This window comes from Paraburkholderia xenovorans LB400 (assembly GCF_000013645.1).
Classification (GTDB): domain Bacteria; phylum Pseudomonadota; class Gammaproteobacteria; order Burkholderiales; family Burkholderiaceae; genus Paraburkholderia; species Paraburkholderia xenovorans.
Genome location: NC_007952.1, coordinates 1690725 through 1706995, shown reverse-complemented (window position 1 = coordinate 1706995; position 16271 = coordinate 1690725). Strand labels below are relative to the sequence as shown.

At 65.7% G+C, this 16271-nt stretch carries 5 protein-coding genes; 1 reads left to right on the top strand and 4 read right to left on the bottom strand.

What is annotated here, in order from left to right; genetic code table 11:
- Nucleotides 1-14: 14 nt before the first annotated feature.
- From BXE_RS29485 to BXE_RS29475, 4 genes are all read right to left on the bottom strand, one after another.
- Complete coding sequence (locus BXE_RS29485; protein ID WP_011491773.1) at nt 15-8720, bottom strand: GH36-type glycosyl hydrolase domain-containing protein; 8706 nt, start codon at nt 8718-8720, stop codon at nt 15-17.
- Nucleotides 8721-8790: 70 nt separating this feature from the next.
- Entirely contained in the window at nt 8791-8946 is a 156-nt protein-coding gene (locus BXE_RS46690; RefSeq protein ID WP_158340991.1) for a hypothetical protein, read from the bottom strand.
- A 228-nt stretch (nt 8947-9174) separates the two neighbouring features.
- Entirely contained in the window at nt 9175-10833 is a 1659-nt protein-coding gene (gene pgm / locus BXE_RS29480) for a phosphoglucomutase (alpha-D-glucose-1,6-bisphosphate-dependent) (protein ID WP_011491772.1), read from the bottom strand.
- 221 nt (nt 10834-11054) lie between these two features.
- Nucleotides 11055-11774 (bottom strand): Crp/Fnr family transcriptional regulator, encoded by a 720-nt coding sequence (locus tag BXE_RS29475; RefSeq protein ID WP_011491771.1) that lies wholly within the window; start codon nt 11772-11774, stop codon nt 11055-11057.
- A 261-nt stretch (nt 11775-12035) separates the two neighbouring features.
- On the opposite strand from BXE_RS29475, the gene BXE_RS29470 reads away from it, so the two are divergent.
- A complete protein-coding gene (locus tag BXE_RS29470) occupies nt 12036-16070 on the top strand; it encodes a chemotaxis protein CheB (RefSeq protein WP_040124731.1) in 4035 nt (1344 codons plus the stop codon).
- Nucleotides 16071-16271: the final 201 nt, after the last annotated feature.

Genomic DNA, 16271 nt, shown 5'->3' with positions numbered 1-16271 from the left:
ATTTGCGGGCCTTGTCAGACCTTGAAAACCGACCCCGTGCGGCCGAGGGTGATGGTGACGGTATGCGCTGCACCGTCGTCGATAAGCCGCACGTCGAAAGTACCAGGTTGCAGCGGAGTGCCGTCCACCTGCACATCAATCACGCCGCGGCTCACCCCGTGCGGGTTTCGCACGGCAATGTCATAGCGGCTCGCGCCGTAATGCAGAACGGCGGTGAAGCCGGGCCATGCTCCCGGCACACACGGCTGGATCGACAATACGTCGCCATGCCTGCGGATTCCCAGAATGCCCTCCATACCCGCGCGATACATCCAGCCGGCCGATCCCGTGTACCAGGTCCATCCGCCGCGTCCCACGTGCGGCGCGACTGAATACACGTCGGCGGCGACCACGTAAGGTTCGACCTTGTAGCGGTTCACGGCACTCCGGGTGCGACCGCGATTGACCGGATTCAGCAGCGCGAATAGCTCCGCCGCCCGGTCGCCGTCGCCCATCTGCGCGAACGCCAGCACCGACCACGTTGCAGCATGAGTATATTGGCCGCCATTCTCACGCACGCCCGGCGGATAACCTTTGATATAGCCGGGGTCCAGCACCGTGCGGTCGAAGGGCGGCGTGAACAGCAGCGCGAGCCCATCGTCGCGGCGGATCAGGCGGCGGTCGAGTTCCGCCATCGCCTGTTCGGCCCGCCCGGGACCGGCCGCGCCCGACAGGACGCTCCACGATTGCGCGATGGCGTCGATCGAGCATTCGTCGTTGCCGCTCGACCCGAGCGGCGTGCCGTCGTCGAAATAGCCGCGCCGATACCACGCGCCGTCCCAGCCCGCGTTTTCCAGCGCGATCTTCAGTTCGGCCGCGCGCCCGGTCCAGCGATCCGCCCGCGCGTCGTCGTTTCGCGCGCGCGCCAGTGGCGCGAAATTCGTCAACGCGGCGATCAGAAACCAGCCGAGCCAGACACTTTCGCCGCGTCCCGCTTCGCCCACGCGGTTCATGCCGTCGTTCCAGTCGCCAGTGCCCATCAACGGCAGGCCGTGGGCGCCGAACAGTTCGAGACTCTGGTCAAGCGCCAGCGCACAGTGCTCGAACAGCGTCGCGCCGAGGTCCGACACCGTCGGCACGAAGTAGGCATCGTATTCGTCCTGACCGAGTGCGCGTCCTTCGAGGAAGGGCACGTCGACATCGAGAATCGCGCGGTCCCCGCTCACGTCCACGTATTGCGCCACCGAGTAGGCCAGCCACGCGCGGTCGTCGGAAATGTGCGTGCGCACGCCGTCGCCGCCCTGCGGCAGCCACCAGTGCTGCACGTCGCCTTCGCGGAATTGCCGTCCCGCCGCTCGCAGCAGATGCTCGCGAGTCAGTTCGGGACGGACGGCGGCGAGCGCCATGCCGTCCTGCAACTGATCGCGAAAGCCATAAGCGCCGCTTGCCTGATAAAAGCCCGCGCGCGCCCAGATGCGACAGGCGAGTGTCTGATACAGCAGCCAGCGGTTGAGCATCAGATCCATTTCGCGGTCGGGTGTTTTCACCTGCACGGTGCCGAGCGTGTCGTTCCAGAATGCCGTTACGGTGGCGAGCACGGCGTCCACATCCGCAGCGCGATAGCGCTCGATCAACTGGCGCGCGGCCTCGGCCGAGTCCGATTCGCCTAGCAGAAACACCACCGACACGGCCTCGCCGGGTTCGAGTTCGATCGTGGTGAGCAGTGCCGCGCAAGGATCGAGGCCCGCGCCGATCCTGCCCGACAGCGTCACATGGCCCGCGCTGCCGGAAAGGGCGGCGGGCTCGCTCAGGTTGCCATTGCGGCCGACGAATTCACGCCGGTCCGCGCTCCACGATGTCTGCACGCCGTTCATATCGGCGAAGGCCACGCGGCCGCGCCAGGTTTGGGACCAGTCGTTGCGCGCGAACAGCGCGCCGGTGGCCGCGTCGATTTCGCTGACGGTATGCGGCGCGGCGATGCTGCGCGACGCCCCCAGCGCCCATTCCACATAGGCCGTCACCGAAAGCCGCCGGGTCCTGCCGGATAGATTGCGCAAGGTCAGCCGGGAGATTTTCAGCGGGTCATCGAGCGGCACGAATTGCAGCAGTTCGAGTGCGATATCGTGAGCGCTGTGCGTGAAGCGGCTATAGCCCTGACCGTGACGGGCGATATACGGCGCCGCGGCGGGCGAGTTGTCGCGCAAAGGGTTCGCAAGCGGGCCGAATAGCGCGCCCGTGTCGTCGTCGCGAACATAGAAGGCTTCCGAAGCCGGGTCGCTGACCGGGTCGTTCGACCACGCCGTCAACTGGTGCTCGCGGCTGTTCGACGCCCATGTATAGCCGCCGCCTTCCGCCGACACAAGAAAGCCGCAGTGAGGATTGGCGATGACGTTGACCCACGGCATTGGCGTGCACTGGCCAGGTCCCAGCACGACGACGTACTCGCGGCCGTCGTCGGCAAAACCGCCCAGACCGTTGAAATAGTCGAGCCCGGCTTCTACGCGAACGGTTTTTTCCGGAATCTGCGTGAGCGTCGGCTCAGGCATGCGTTTCGGTCGCGGCAACGCGCTTACGGGCGGCCTCGCGACACGCTTGAGCTGATCCGCCAGACGGCCGTTGCGCGCCGCCAGCACCGCGCGGGCGACAACCGGAAACAGCGCGCGGGAGTCGGCCGACATCAGGTCTGCGCGCAGTACGAAGATTTCACCGCGCGCGGTGCCGTCGGGTGCGGACCGCAGCCCCGAACGCACCAGCGTTTCCAGGGCGATCTGCAAATCCTGCACGTATGAGGCGGCGCGCTCGTTGATGATGACGAGATCGACCGCGAGCCGTTTCATGCGCCAGTAGGCATGCGCATGCACCAGTTGCTGCACCAGCGCCATGTGCTCGATATCGTCGATACGCACCAGCAGGATCGGCAGATCGCCCGATATGCCATGCTTCCACAGCGGGACGGCGCCCGTACCACCCGCCGCCGACACCTGCGCCGCGCCGCGCAGCAACGCGGCCGAGGCCGGTCGCATCGACGGGTCGCTGTATAGCAGATAGCTGGCCATGCGCTGGAACTGTACGGCCTCGTCCGCCGTCACGCCGTTATGGCGCAGTTGCACCTGCGCCTGAGTCCACGCCAGCATGGTCGCCCGCGCATACGACGCGTCGTCGCGATGCTTGTCGACCAGGTCCAGCAAACGGGCGCGGGAGTCGGCCACGATAGTCCAGAACGCGACACTCGCGGTGGCGCCCGGCGCGATGCTCAGCCGCCGGCGTATCGTGAACGCGGCATCGAGCACGACGCCCGCCGAATTGCTCAATGGCCGGCCTTCCACCATGCCGCGCGGCGAACGAACCTGCCGGCCGCGGCCGACGAAGCGCGCGCGATCGGTCTCGATCTCGACGGCGCCGAGCGCATGCCCGTCGATCACCGCGAGATGAGCGGCCCACACCTCCGGCTCGTCCGGCGCGCGGCGGCGCCGGGTCGCGAGAATGACATTGAGCTCGGGCAGATACTCGGTTTCGACGAACAGTTTGCTGAACGCCGGGTGAGCCTGGTCGGCGGCCTGGGTCGCCAGCACGAGTTCCGCGAACGACGTGAATTCGATCGTGCGCGCATGCACGCCGCCGTTGGCTACCGACACACGGCGCACCTCGGCGTCGTCTTCGGCGGAGACCATCACGTCGAGCGAGGTGGTCAGCGTGCCGTCGAGCCGGACGAACTCGGCGCGGTCTTCGGTGAAGGTCACGTCGTAGCTGTCCGGGCTCATGCCGGCGGGTTGCCATGTGGCCGACCAGAATTTGCCGCTGTCGGTATCACGCAAATAGACGTAGCTGCCCCAGTCGTCGCGGGTGGCGTCTTCGCGCCAGCGCGTGATTGCCAGCTCGCCCCAGCGGCTGTAACCGGATCCGGCGGCGGTCAGCATGACCGCATAGCGGCCGTTGCTCAACAGATGGGTCGCCGGCGTGGGCGTGTCCGCGGATTGCAGATGCCGCGCCACCGCCGGTTCGACGCCGCGCAGACGGCCGGCGCCGTGCTCCTCGTCGACACGCGAATGGGCCACCGCGACCCGGCCCGGCATGCGCTCCTGCAACAGCAGTTCGGTCGCCTGAATGGCCGGTTCGGCATGGAAAAACTGGCGGATGCGGCCCGCCAGCAGCGCATTGGCGATCGACACGATCGACATGCCCTGATGGTGCGCCATGAAAGCGCGCACGATGGCCACCGGCTGTCCTTCCGGTACACGGGCGGGCGTATAGTCCAGTGCCTCGTAAAAGCCGTAGCGGCCGTTCGCGCCCGCGGCGCCCAGCCGCTCGAAATTGCGGGCGGCGGCCGCCGGCGAAACCATCGCGGCCAACGCGGTCGCATACGGCGCGATCACGGCATTGTTGCCGAGACCGCGCTTGAGCCCGAGGTCCGGAATGCCGAAGCTGGAATACTGGTAAGTGAATTCGAGGTCGCGCGCGTTGTACGCCGATTCGGAGATGCCCCACGGCGAGCCCAGCGTCGAGCCATAGGCGATCTGCCGCCGCACCACCAGCGCGTTGGTCCGCGCGATCAGGCTGCTGGCCGGCGCGCACATGACGAGCGACGGCATCAGGTATTCGAACATGGAGCCGGACCACGACACCAGCGCCGCGCCGCCGGCAACCGGCGTGGCCACACGTCCGAGCCGGAACCAGTGGCGCGCGGGAATGTCGCCTTTCGCAATTGCGACGAAGCTCGCGAGCCGCGCCTCCGACGCCAGCAAGTCGTAGCTGCTCGGATCGAGCTTGCCGTCGGCGACCGCGTAACCGATCGACAGCAAATTGCGCAAGGGGTCGAGCAGAAAGCCGAACTCCATTGCGTAGGCCATCTGCAACGTGGCGTCGATCAGTCGCGCGAAGCGCTCGCGCAATGCAAGCGCTCCTTCGGCCGCGCATGCGAGGTCCCGGCAATGACCGCGAAGCGTGCGCTCCAGGGCGTCGGACCAGAACAGCGTGTCCTGGTCGTGGCCGCCCTGGCTGGGTTGACCGGAAACGGCCGGCTGGATCCCGACGAGCGCGCGCGCGGCGTTCGTCACCGTGGCGGCGAGTAGTAGTACGGTCGGCCACGCCGGCTCGGCGCCCAATGTGCCGTTGGCGGGCGCCGCGGTTTTCACGCCGTCGAGTGTCGTTCGCAGCGCTGCCGCCGCCTGCTCGAACTCGCGAAGCGCCGCGGCGCGCTGCGGCCCGGCGCGTTCGCCGCCTACGCTTTCGCTCAGTAGCGCAAGGCAGTCGTCGATGCCGGTGAACGCAACGGCGCTCTGTGCATCCACGGGCTGGGCCGACCACGCACGGCATGCATTGCCCAGTGCGATCAGATGGCCGGCCAGGTTGCCGCTGTCGACGGAGGAAACGTACTTCGGGTCGAGTGGCCGCAAATCCTGGGTGTCGTACCAGTTGTAGAAATGCCCGCGATAACGCGGCATACGCTCCATCGTGGCAAGCGTCGCCTCGAGGCGTTCGACGGCGTCGAGCGTGCCGATCCAGCCGAACTCGCGGGCGCTCACCGTCGCGAGCAGATAGAGCCCGAGGTTGGTGGGCGAGGTTCGATGCGCGATGACCGGTCGCGGGTCTTCCTGGAAATTGTCCGGCGGCAGCATCTGGTCGGCGGCCGTGACGAAGGTTTCGAAATAGCGCCACGTACGGCGGGCATGGCGGCGCAGTTGTTGCGCGTCCGCGGCGCCGACGTCGAGGTCGCTGGCCGGGTGCGGCGCGAGACTCGACCAGTAGGCCAGCAACGGCGAGGCGAGCCACGACAGGACGAAAGGCAGGCCGACCCATGCGCCGAAGTTTCCGCTGTGCCTTGCCGCGAGCAGGATGGCCAGACTGGCCGCGAGGGCGAGCGCAAGCCCGCCGGACATTCGCGCATAGGTACTGGCCGGCGTCAGACGCCCGCGCGCGCTGGCCTCGGCGGCCGTGGTCCATTCCAGCAGATGGCGGCGCGTAACCAGCAGGCGGAACAGCGTGCGGCCGATCGCGTCGCTCATGGACCAGGTTTGCTGCGCGATAAAAGCGATCGACATGGCGCAACGCGCCAATGCAAGCCGCAGGTCCGCCAGCCATACGCCGAGCAGGCTGCGCGCGGTCATTTTCACGTGCGCCCGCTGCCAGCGCGGCACCAGCGCGCTCAGCGTGGGCAGTAGCACGGGCACGGCAATGGTTGCGAGCACGAAGCACGTCCAGCGCAGCGCGTCGGGCAACGGCAGGGTCCAGCCGGCGAGTAAGGCCATGAAGGCCGCCGGCGCTACCAGCGTTCGGCGCAGATTGTCCAGCATCTTCCAGCGGCCGGTCGCCGGCAACGCCCGCGCGGGGCGCCGCCGCACACCGACGAGCCACGGCAGCAACTGCCAGTCGCCGCGCGCCCAGCGATGCTGCCGCGCTTCGGAGACGTCGTAGCGCGCGGGGAATTCTTCCACCACTTCGATATCCGAAGCGAGTCCCGCCCGTGCAAAGATGCCTTCGAACAGATCATGGCTGAGCATGGTGTTCTCCGGCACGCGGCCCGCGAGCGAGAGCTCGAAGGCGTCGATATCGTAGATGCCCTTGCCTGCGTACGACCCTTCGTCGAACAGATCCTGATAGACGTCCGACACTGCCGCGACGTACGGATCGATTCCGCTCGGACTCGACGACACCCGCTGGAACAGCGAGCCTTCCGCGCCGACCGGCAGCGAAGGCGTCACGCGCGGCTGCAGCACGCCATAGCCTTCGACGATGCGCTGACCCGCGGGATCGAATACAGGCCGATTGAGCGGATGAGCCATCTTGCCGATCAGGCGGCGCACCGTGTCGCGCGGCAGGCGCGTGTCGGCATCGAGCGTGATGACATAGCGCACGTTCGGCGGCGTCGCGAGCGTCTGTCCGGGCGGCGCGATGAACGACGTGTCGGGCGCGCCGCGCAGCAGCCGGTTCAACTCGTGCAGCTTGCCGCGTTTGCGCTCCCAACCCATCCACCGGTCCTCTTCGGCGTTCCATAGCCGACGCCGGTGCAGCAGCATGAAACGCTCGTGTCCGCCGGTGCCGGGATGCCGGCGATTAAGCCCGGCGATGCCCGCGGCGGCGGCCGCCAGCAGTGCGTCGTCGCCTTCGGTTTGCGCGTGCGGCGCGTCGGTCCAGTCGGAAAGAAGCACGTAATAAAGCTCGCCGCCCGCGCTTGCCAGGTGATGAATCTCGAGCCGCTCGATCTGCGTCGCCAACGCGTCGGGCGTGGTCAGCAAGGTCGGCACGGCCACCACGGTGCGCAGGCTTGCCGGAATACCTTCGCGCAGCGCGAGCCCCGGCAGGACGATCGCGCCGACATTGCGCATCACGCTGCGATTGACGATTGCCACCGCGAGATCGACGGCGGGCAGCAGGCCGGCGAGCGGGAGCCAGATCCATAGGCCGGGATAGCGCATCGGGCCGTCGAGCCACGTGACCATGCCGGCCAGCAATAGCGCGGCCAGCAACAGGATGCGGCCGAGATAGCCGGCCAGTCCGGCGCGGCGGGTGAAGCGGTGCAGCCACACGGACACGGGCGGCCGGTAGCCGATCGACGCTTCGAGCGCGTCACGTCCGCCCGCCAGCAGGTGGTAGCCCGGATCGGCCTCACGAGGTGGCGCCTCGCTCGCGAGACCAGCCGCATTGCGTGCGGCGCGATCAGCCGCGATCTGGGCGGCCGCAACGGCGCGCCGCGCGATGTCGAGTTCGGTGAAACGCGAGCCGCGCGCCAGCACTTCGATCGACCCGCGATAGAGGTTGCGCGTCGCGAAGTCCATCTGCACGAAGACGGGATGCGTGCGCAATACCTCGTCGACGGGACTGATCCGTTCGAACAGTTCGGTCCAGTCGACATCCGAGATCAGGCGCATGCTCGTGATCACGTTGCGTACGGTCACGCTGGCCGCGCCCTGTTGCTGATGCACGTCGGCCACGATCCGGTCGGGCGTGGTGTGCTGCCCGGCAAGGCGTTCATGCAGCCACACGACGGCCGGCGTCACGTCGGGGTCGTGATCGTGCAGACGCTGGATCAATTGCACCGCAAAGTTATCGCTCAGCGCCGAGCCGCCGAATTGCGCGAACAGTGCCGTCGCCGGGTCCGGCGCACGTCCGCCCACGCCGAGCAGACGATCGGCCATTGCATCGGCATCGAGACGCGCCGTGCGGCCGTGATCGATCTGGTCCGCGAGGCGCCGAAGGTTTTCGATCAGCACGATGCGCAATGTGATCGCCACCGCCCACAGTTCGCCGATCGTCAACGGCTGAACCGTCTGATAGGCGTGCACGAAGCGGCACAACTGGTCGGGATCGAAGCGGCTGTCGGTGTGGGCGACGAACGCCCACGCGAGGCCGAATACGCGCGGGTAGCCCGCGAACGGCCCGCCGCTGAGCTTGGGCAATTGCCGGTAATAGCTCGGCGGCAGATCGTCGCGGATTTTGCCGATCTGTTCGTCGACCAGGTAGTAATTATCGATCAGCCATTCCGCCGCCGGCGTGATGGCTTCGTCGTTGGCCGCGGCGGCGAGCGTCGCCTTGTACGCCTGCATCAGGTAGTGGGCGTTGTCCTTCAGGCGGCTGGTCAGCGAACGGCCGCGCGGTGCGCCCGGCGAAATATTCTGTGCGTCGGCGAGGCTGCGCGCATGTTGGGCGAGCCGTTCCTCGCCGAATAGTTCTTCACGGATCGGTTCGTGACTGTCCCACGGGGAAGGCAGGTCGCGATTCCCTGGGCGGCGTGAAAAAACAGACATCGGGAAGCCTTATTTTGAGCGTGCGGATACGATCGGACCATCGCGTGCCGCTCATCGGACTGCCTTCGGCCTATAAACCGTAGCGCTTGCGCAAGCGGTCCTGTGTCTGCTGCCGGATCGGGCCGCGAGGATGCGCGGCAGGCTGGCGCTGATGAGTGGACCGATAGAACGCAATGCCGAACATCAGCGCCATTGCGATCACGATGCCCCAGATTGCATTTGTCATGGTTCTCTCCCCGTCGAAGTCGGCCGCGACACGCGTGTCACCCGAAGTGTCGTCCGAAGCTCGATGCGAGGTTTCGGCGACGATGCGACGTGAGTGGGGGCGTACGCGGATAGTGCGGTCAAATAGAGGCGGGCGTCTGTACGCTGTCGTACCGCATTCCGGCGCGCCTGCGCTTACCCTCGCAAACGGCGCTGCTGCGGGCCGTGCGAAAAGGCGCTGATCGCCCTGTCAGGCATCGCCGCCGGACGCCGCCAGCGCGTTGTCGACCATGCTCTGCGCTTCGCCGACAATGCGCGCCAGGTGGTCGTCGCCGAGAAAACTCTCGGCATAAATCTTGTAGATATTCTCGGTACCCGAGGGTCGCGCGGCGAACCAGCCGCTCTTCGTACTCACCTTGATGCCGCCCAGCGGCGCCTGATTGGCCGGCGCGCGGTCGAGCACGGAATCGATTTTTTCGCCGGCAAGCTCGGTGTGAGCGAACTGCGCCGGCGACAGTCGCCCGAGCAGCGCGCGTTGGGACGCACTCGCCGCCGCCTGCACGCGACGCTCGCGCGGCTCGCCGAGGCGTTCGGTGAGGGCGCGGTAATGCTCCGCGACATCGCGGCCGGTGCGCGTCGCGATCTCCGCCGACAGCAGCGCGGGCACCATGCCGTCCTTGTCGGTCGTCCACGCGCGGCCGTCGAGCCTCAGACAGGTCGCGCCCGCGCTTTCCTCGCCGGCAAAACCAAGTGACCCGTCGAGCAGGCCGCCCACGAACCATTTGAAGCCCACCGGCACTTCGTAGAGCGCGCGGCCATGCTTTGCCGCCACATGGTCGATCAGCCGGCTGCTGACCATCGTCTTGCCGATCGCGGCATGCGCGGGCCAATCCGGACGATGCGCGCACAGATAGTCGATCATGACGGCGAGGTAGTGATTCGGCGGCAATAGCCCGGCTGTGGGCGTGACGATGCCATGCCGGTCGTGATCGGTATCGCATGCAAACGCGGTATCGAAGCGGTCGGCCTTGCCGATCAACGTCTGCATCGCATACGGCGACGACGGGTCCATGCGTATCTGCCCGTCCCAATCCGCGCTCATGAAGCGGAAAGTCGGATCGACGTCTTCGTCTGTCACCGTGAGGTTCAGCCGATAGCGTTCCGCGATCGCGGCCCAATAGTGCACGCCCGCGCCGCCGAGCGGATCGACGCCAAGGCGGATCGGCGCACCGCGCAGCACGCTCATGTCGATGACGCTGTCGAGATCGGCGACGTAGATTCTGAGGAAGTCGTGATAGTGCGTGGTCGAGGCACGCAGCGCGTTGGCGAGCGGCATGCGCATGACACCGTCGAGCCGGTTCTCGAGCAGGCTGTTCGCCGCGACTTCGATCCAGCCCGTCACCGTTTCGTCCGCGGGTCCGCCGCTGGGCGGGTTGTATTTGAAGCCGCCGTCACCCGGCGGATTGTGCGAAGGCGTGATGACGATGCCGTCCGCGAGGCCCGACGAACGGCCGCGGTTATAGGTGAGGATGGCGTGCGATATGGCCGGGGTGGGCGTGTATTCGCCATCCGGCGCGATCATGACCTCCACGCCATTGGCCGCCAGCACTTCGAGCGCACTGGCCGAGGCCGGCTCCGACAGCGCATGCGTGTCGATGCCGAGAAACAGCGGTCCATCGATTCCCTGTAATTTCCGGTATCGGCAGATAGCCTGCGTGATTGCGAGCACATGCCACTCGTTGAAGCTGCGCTGCAACGAAGATCCGCGATGTCCCGAAGTACCGAATTTGACGCGCTCGGCGGCGAGCGACGGGTCGGGCGTCCCGGTGTAGTAGCTCGCGACGAGGCGCGGCACGTTGACCAGCAGTGCCGGCGGAAGCGGCTTGCCGGCAAGAGAACTGATATTCATCGCGGTGTCACCCTGATCGGCAAGGTCGAGACGTTTCGGAAAAGTTCGGTCCCGCGAAATTGGCGCAATCTGTCGGCGAAGAGCCAGAAAAGTTCGCATGGACAGAACCATCGCATATGCATGACACGTTGCGCGCGGCCGGTACGGAAGTCGGTACGGTGGCGTACCGCGGACGGTCCGCTCCCAGGGGCAGGGCGCTCGCCCACCAGCCTGCGATTCTCCTAGGATGCGGGCATGTCGGGTAACAGCCGGTCGCACTCACGCTTCACGACGCCGTAGCATTCGCACACGCGCTTTTCGAGTCCGGCCCGATCCAGCACCTCGATATGTCCATAGCTGTAGCGGATCAGCCCCGCGTCCTGCAGCTTGACCGCCGCTTCCGTGACGCCGGCCCGGCGTACGCCCAGCATGTTGGCGATCAGTTCCTGCGTCATGTTCAACTCGTTCGACGGCAGACGGTCGAGGCTGAGCAGCAGCCACCGGCACAACTGCTGGTCGATCGAGTGATGCCGGTTGCACACCACGGTCTGCGCCATCTGCGTGATCAATGCCTGGGTGTAGCGCAGCAGCAGTCGCTGCACGGGGCCGGCGCGATGGAATTCCTCTTTCAGGAAGCGGGCCTCCAGCCGGTATGCGCGCCCCGCGCTTTGTACGACCGCCCGGTTCGGCATGGTTTCGCCGCCCATGAAAAGCGCAATGCCGATCAGTCCTTCGTTGCCCACCATCGCAATCTCCGCGGACGCGCCGTCCTTCATCACATAAAGCAGCGAGACGATAGCCGTCGACGGAAAATAAACGTGGTCGAGCCGGTCGCCCGATTCATATACGACCTGCCCCAACGCCAGATCGACCGGCACCAGGTGAGGGGCGAGGCGCGTCCACTCCGCCTGGGGCAATACCGCGAGAAGGCGATTGCCGCTCCGATGGTCTTCCTTCAACATTAAGGCATCCCTTGCGCAGGGCCTCGCGGCCACATCGCTATTTCCGACCCGTTCATGCCGGTAGCCACGGCACAAAGCAGCCGAAGCAAGCAACATGGTGCGTGGCGGAAATGGTGGCGGGCTTGACTTGCGTCAAGCCCGCTTTTTTCATGCGCCGGCCTTGTAAAACCATCCTGGCGCGCCGCCCGCGTGCATGACTTTCTGCCAGCCGTCAGCCGTAACCGGCTACACTGACGCTTCAGCAGTCTAAAGCGACGTGTCATGAATGATGCCAATAATATTTCTCCGACACTTGGAGCTGCTACTGTTCCCCGCATCGTCGCCATCGGTGCATCTGCCGGTGCTCTTCATGCGCTGAGCCTGTTTTTTCGTGCGGCGTCCACCATGCCGCACGATATCGCCTTCGCCATCGTGGTCCACCTGGCGCCCGGCGCCGAAAGCCATCTTCCGGAACTGCTGGCCAAAGACACCTCTCTAGCCGTATCGGCCATCGAGGACGGCGCGACGCTGTGCGCGGGCCACGTCTATGTCATCCCGCCGAAAGTATCCGTCGTGATCGAGCAGGGCGTGTTCAGGCTGCGGCCCGCGGTCGAGCGGCCCACCATTCCGATGCCGATCGACGAGTTCTTCACTTCGCTGGCCGCGGACCAGCACGACCGTGCGATCGGGATCGTGCTCACGGGCGCGAACGCGGACGGTTCAGCAGGCCTGAGAGCCATCAAGGCCGCGGGCGGAATGGTGATGGCGCAGTCGCCCGCCACGGCTGAACACGATTCGATGCCGGCGCATGCGGTCGCGACGGGACTGGTCGACTACGTGCTGCCGATCGAGAAAATGCCCGCCGTGCTGTTCGATTACATTGCGCGCTCCGGCGAGGCAATGTTGCCGGTGTCCGGCAAATCCGGCGCAATGGTGGACCTGGAGCCGGTGCTCCGGGCGCTGGCCGCGGCCGGCTCCGATTTCAGGGGCTACAAACGGGGCACGCTCGAACGCCGGATTGCCCGGCGCATGACGGTCAATCAGGTGGACAGCCTCGACGCGTATTGCGCCGTATTGAGAACCTCCGTCGAGGAAGCCCAGGCGCTGAGTCTCGACATGATGATCGGCGTGACCGAATTCTTTCGCGATCCGGAGGCGTGGCGCGCTCTCGCTGAACGCGTCCTCGGCCCGCTTCTCGACGAGCCGGGCGGCGACCAGCCCCTGCGGGTCTGGGTGCCCGGATGCGCGACGGGGGAGGAGGCCTATTCGATGGCCATGCTGCTCACGGAGGAGATCGGGAAACGCAAGCTCACGCGGTCATTCATGATTCTCGCCTCCGACGTGAACCGGGTCGCCCTCACGCGTGCCCGCCAGGGCATCTATTCACCGGGGGTCGCATTGCCTGTCGGTGAAGAACGGCTCGAGCGCTTTTTCCGCCCGCACGGCAACGATTATCAGATCGACCAGGCGCTGCGCGAAACGATCCTGTTCACACCGCAGAACCTGATTGCCGACCCACCGTTTTCGCGGGTCGATCTGATCAGTTGCCGCAACCTGCTGATCTATCTCGAACCCGAAGCGCAGCAGCGCGTGTTCGAGGTGTTTCATTTCGCGCTCAATCCGAAGCGCTATCTGTTTCTGGGCCGATCGGAAAGTACCGATCCGGACTCCGGCCCGTTTCAGGAAGTCTCCAGGGCCTGGCGCATCTACCAGCGCAGTCCGGTCACCGCCGCGGTCGTGTCCGGCTACCGGTTCTCCGCGCCTGGGGGAAGGCGCGACGAGTTTCCCTCCGCGAGTCGCGGCAGCAACCGCAGCAAGGGCTACGCGGAACTGGTCAACAGCACGCTGCTCGAAGAGCACCACGCGGCGTCGGTGCTGATCAATGCCGCGCACCAGGTGCTCTATACGAGCGGTTCGACCGACGAGTACCTCAGGCAACCCACCGGCGAGCCGACAGGCAACATTCTCGACATGGCGCGCGAAGGGCTGCGTCTGAAGCTGAGGATCGTGTTGCGCCGCGCGAGCCAGGACGAGGCCGCCGGGCCGGTCAGTGAAGTCGTATCGGACGGCGGCGCGCCTGCGGTGAAGATCACGGTGACCCGGCCATTCGACACGGCGCACACGGGCAAGGCCTTGCTCGTCATCTTTGCGCGGGTTCCGGTGGCCGAGCGGCCTGGCTCGCTCGCGCCCACAGGCGTGGACTCCGATCTCTGGCACCTGGAGAGCGAACTTCGCACCACGCAGGTCGAGCTTGGCAGCACGATCGAGGAACTGGAAGAAAGCAATAGCGAATTGCGGGTGTCGAACGAAGAAATCCTTTCAATGAACGAGGAACTGCGTTCGGCCAACGAGGAGCTCGAGACATCGAAAGAAGAATTGCAGGCGCTCAACGAGCAGTTGAATCTGGTCAATTCCCAACTCGGGCAGAAGGTTCACCAGCTTGAGGTGCTCAGCGAAGACGTGGCGAACCTGCTGGCCAGCACCGAAATCGCCACGTTGCTGCTCGACCGGCACGCGGTGATCAAGCGTTTTACTCCGAGTGCGGCGCGCATCTTTGGTCTGGCGTTAGCCGACATTGACCGCCCGATCACGAATGTTCTCGGCAATCCGCTGGGCGACACGCTGCTGGAGGATGTCCAGCGGGTCATGTCGGCGCAGACCGGCCAGGCGGAAAAGGAAATCCAGACGTTGACGGGAGAGTGGTACGTTCGGCGTATCACGCCGTATATCGCGGTTCAGGGGACACCGCCCGCGGGGGTGGTGGTGACGTGGAACGACATTACCCACGTGAAGGCCTCCGACGAACGGTCCCGGCGCCTCGCCGCGGTCGTCCAGGATTCGAACGACGCCATGACGGTGTTCGATCTGAACGGCCGCCTGATTGCCTGGAACCGCGCCGCAACCGCGATTTACGGCTATACGGAGGCCGAAGCTCTATGCATGACGGTGTCCGATATGCTGCCGTCGGGCGCCAGACAGGATCACCTCGATTTCATCCGTTACGCCGAGCACAACGAGGCGCTGCATTCCTATGAAACCCAGCGGGTCACCAAAAGCGGCCGCGTGCTCGACATCTGGATCACCCTGTCGATTCTCTCGGACAATCAGGGGCACGCCGTGGCTGTCGCCACGACCGAGCGCGAACTCACCGATCGCAGTCTGAGTAACACCCAGCTTCGGGAGCGCGCTGAACGTCTGGCGCAGGCCGACCGGCGCAAGAACGAATTCCTGGCCATGCTTGGTCATGAACTGCGCAATCCGCTTGCCGCGCTGTGCTCAGCCGGCGACCTGCTCGCCTCGGAATCCGTCGATGCGCGCCAGAAGGTCTGGGCCGTCGGCGTCATACAGCGGCAAGGCCAGGCAATGACCCAGCTGGTCAACGAGATGCTGGATCTCACGCGTATTGCGAGCGGCAGCATCAAGCTGAATCGTCAGGCGGTGACGCTGGAAACGGTCGTTCAGAGCGCGCTCGAGGTGTGCCGGCCGATTGTCGAAGAACGGCATCACACCTTGTCGGTTGCGCTGCCGGAAGAACCGGTGCTGATGTTTGTCGACCCCACGAGGCTATCGCAGGTCATCGAGAACATCGTGATCAACGCGGCCAAATACACGGAGCCCGGCGGCAAAATCGATCTCAGCGCGACGAGAACCGGCCGCCGGCTTTCGCTTCGAGTCAGGGATAACGGTGCGGGAATCGCCCCTTCGATGCTCAACACGCTTTTCGACATGTTCGTCCAGGGTCCGTTGCCCCACGGTCAGCTTCATAACGGGCTCGGAGTAGGCCTGTCCGTGGTCCGGCGGCTGGTCGAGTTGCATGGCGGAACGGTCGAGGCCGTCAGCGACGGCAAGACAGGCAGCGAGTTCATCGTCGATCTGCCGTTGGGCCTGATCCCGGCCAGCCCGGATCAGGCCGGTTCACCGCAGAACCCGGGCAAGGCGCCCCCCCGCAGGGTCCTCATCATCGACGACAACGCCGACGCCAGCGAGGCGCTGGCGATGATTCTGGCAAGCGAAGGGCATGTGGTGGCGACGCGGCTGGATGGCCAGCAGGGGCTCGAAGCTTCCACGACTTTCAGGCCGGATGTCGTGCTCCTCGATATCGGACTGCCCGGAATGGACGGCTACGAGGTGGCGCAGAAATTACGCGGGTCTGCCGCGACCCGAGACACGCTGCTGGTAGCCGTCACCGGCTACGGGCAGCCGGGCGACCAGCTCAGATCCGCGGCGGCGGGATTCGACCACCACCTGGTCAAGCCGGTGGATATCGAGGCGTTGAAGGGTCTGTTCGCCGCGAAAATGAAACCCCGTGATGCGTAAATAAAGACGGCTCACGCAGCACCTCGCGTTGCGTGCCCTTGCGTGCCCCCTGGTGCGGAAAGTCCGGCTGCCAGCGCCGGAATCGGCGCCCCCGCGCGAAGAAGAGCAGAAGAACGGCCAATCCCGATCATTCCCTTTACCGTACAGACACGGGCATGTCTCCCATGCGACCGTGGCGCTTCAAGCCGTGTGTATGGAAAG

What these genes read in the sequence shown, in the direction of transcription:
- BXE_RS29485 (WP_011491773.1), bottom strand. Translation starts at nt 8,720, where the DNA reads ATGTCTGTTTTTTCACGCCGCCCAGGGAATCGCGACCTGCCTTCCCCG.
- BXE_RS46690 (WP_158340991.1), bottom strand. Translation starts at nt 8,946, where the DNA reads ATGACAAATGCAATCTGGGGCATCGTGATCGCAATGGCGCTGATGTTC.
- pgm (WP_011491772.1), bottom strand. Translation starts at nt 10,833, where the DNA reads ATGAATATCAGTTCTCTTGCCGGCAAGCCGCTTCCGCCGGCACTGCTG.
- BXE_RS29475 (WP_011491771.1), bottom strand. Translation starts at nt 11,774, where the DNA reads ATGTTGAAGGAAGACCATCGGAGCGGCAATCGCCTTCTCGCGGTATTG.
- BXE_RS29470 (WP_040124731.1), top strand. Translation starts at nt 12,036, where the DNA reads ATGAATGATGCCAATAATATTTCTCCGACACTTGGAGCTGCTACTGTT.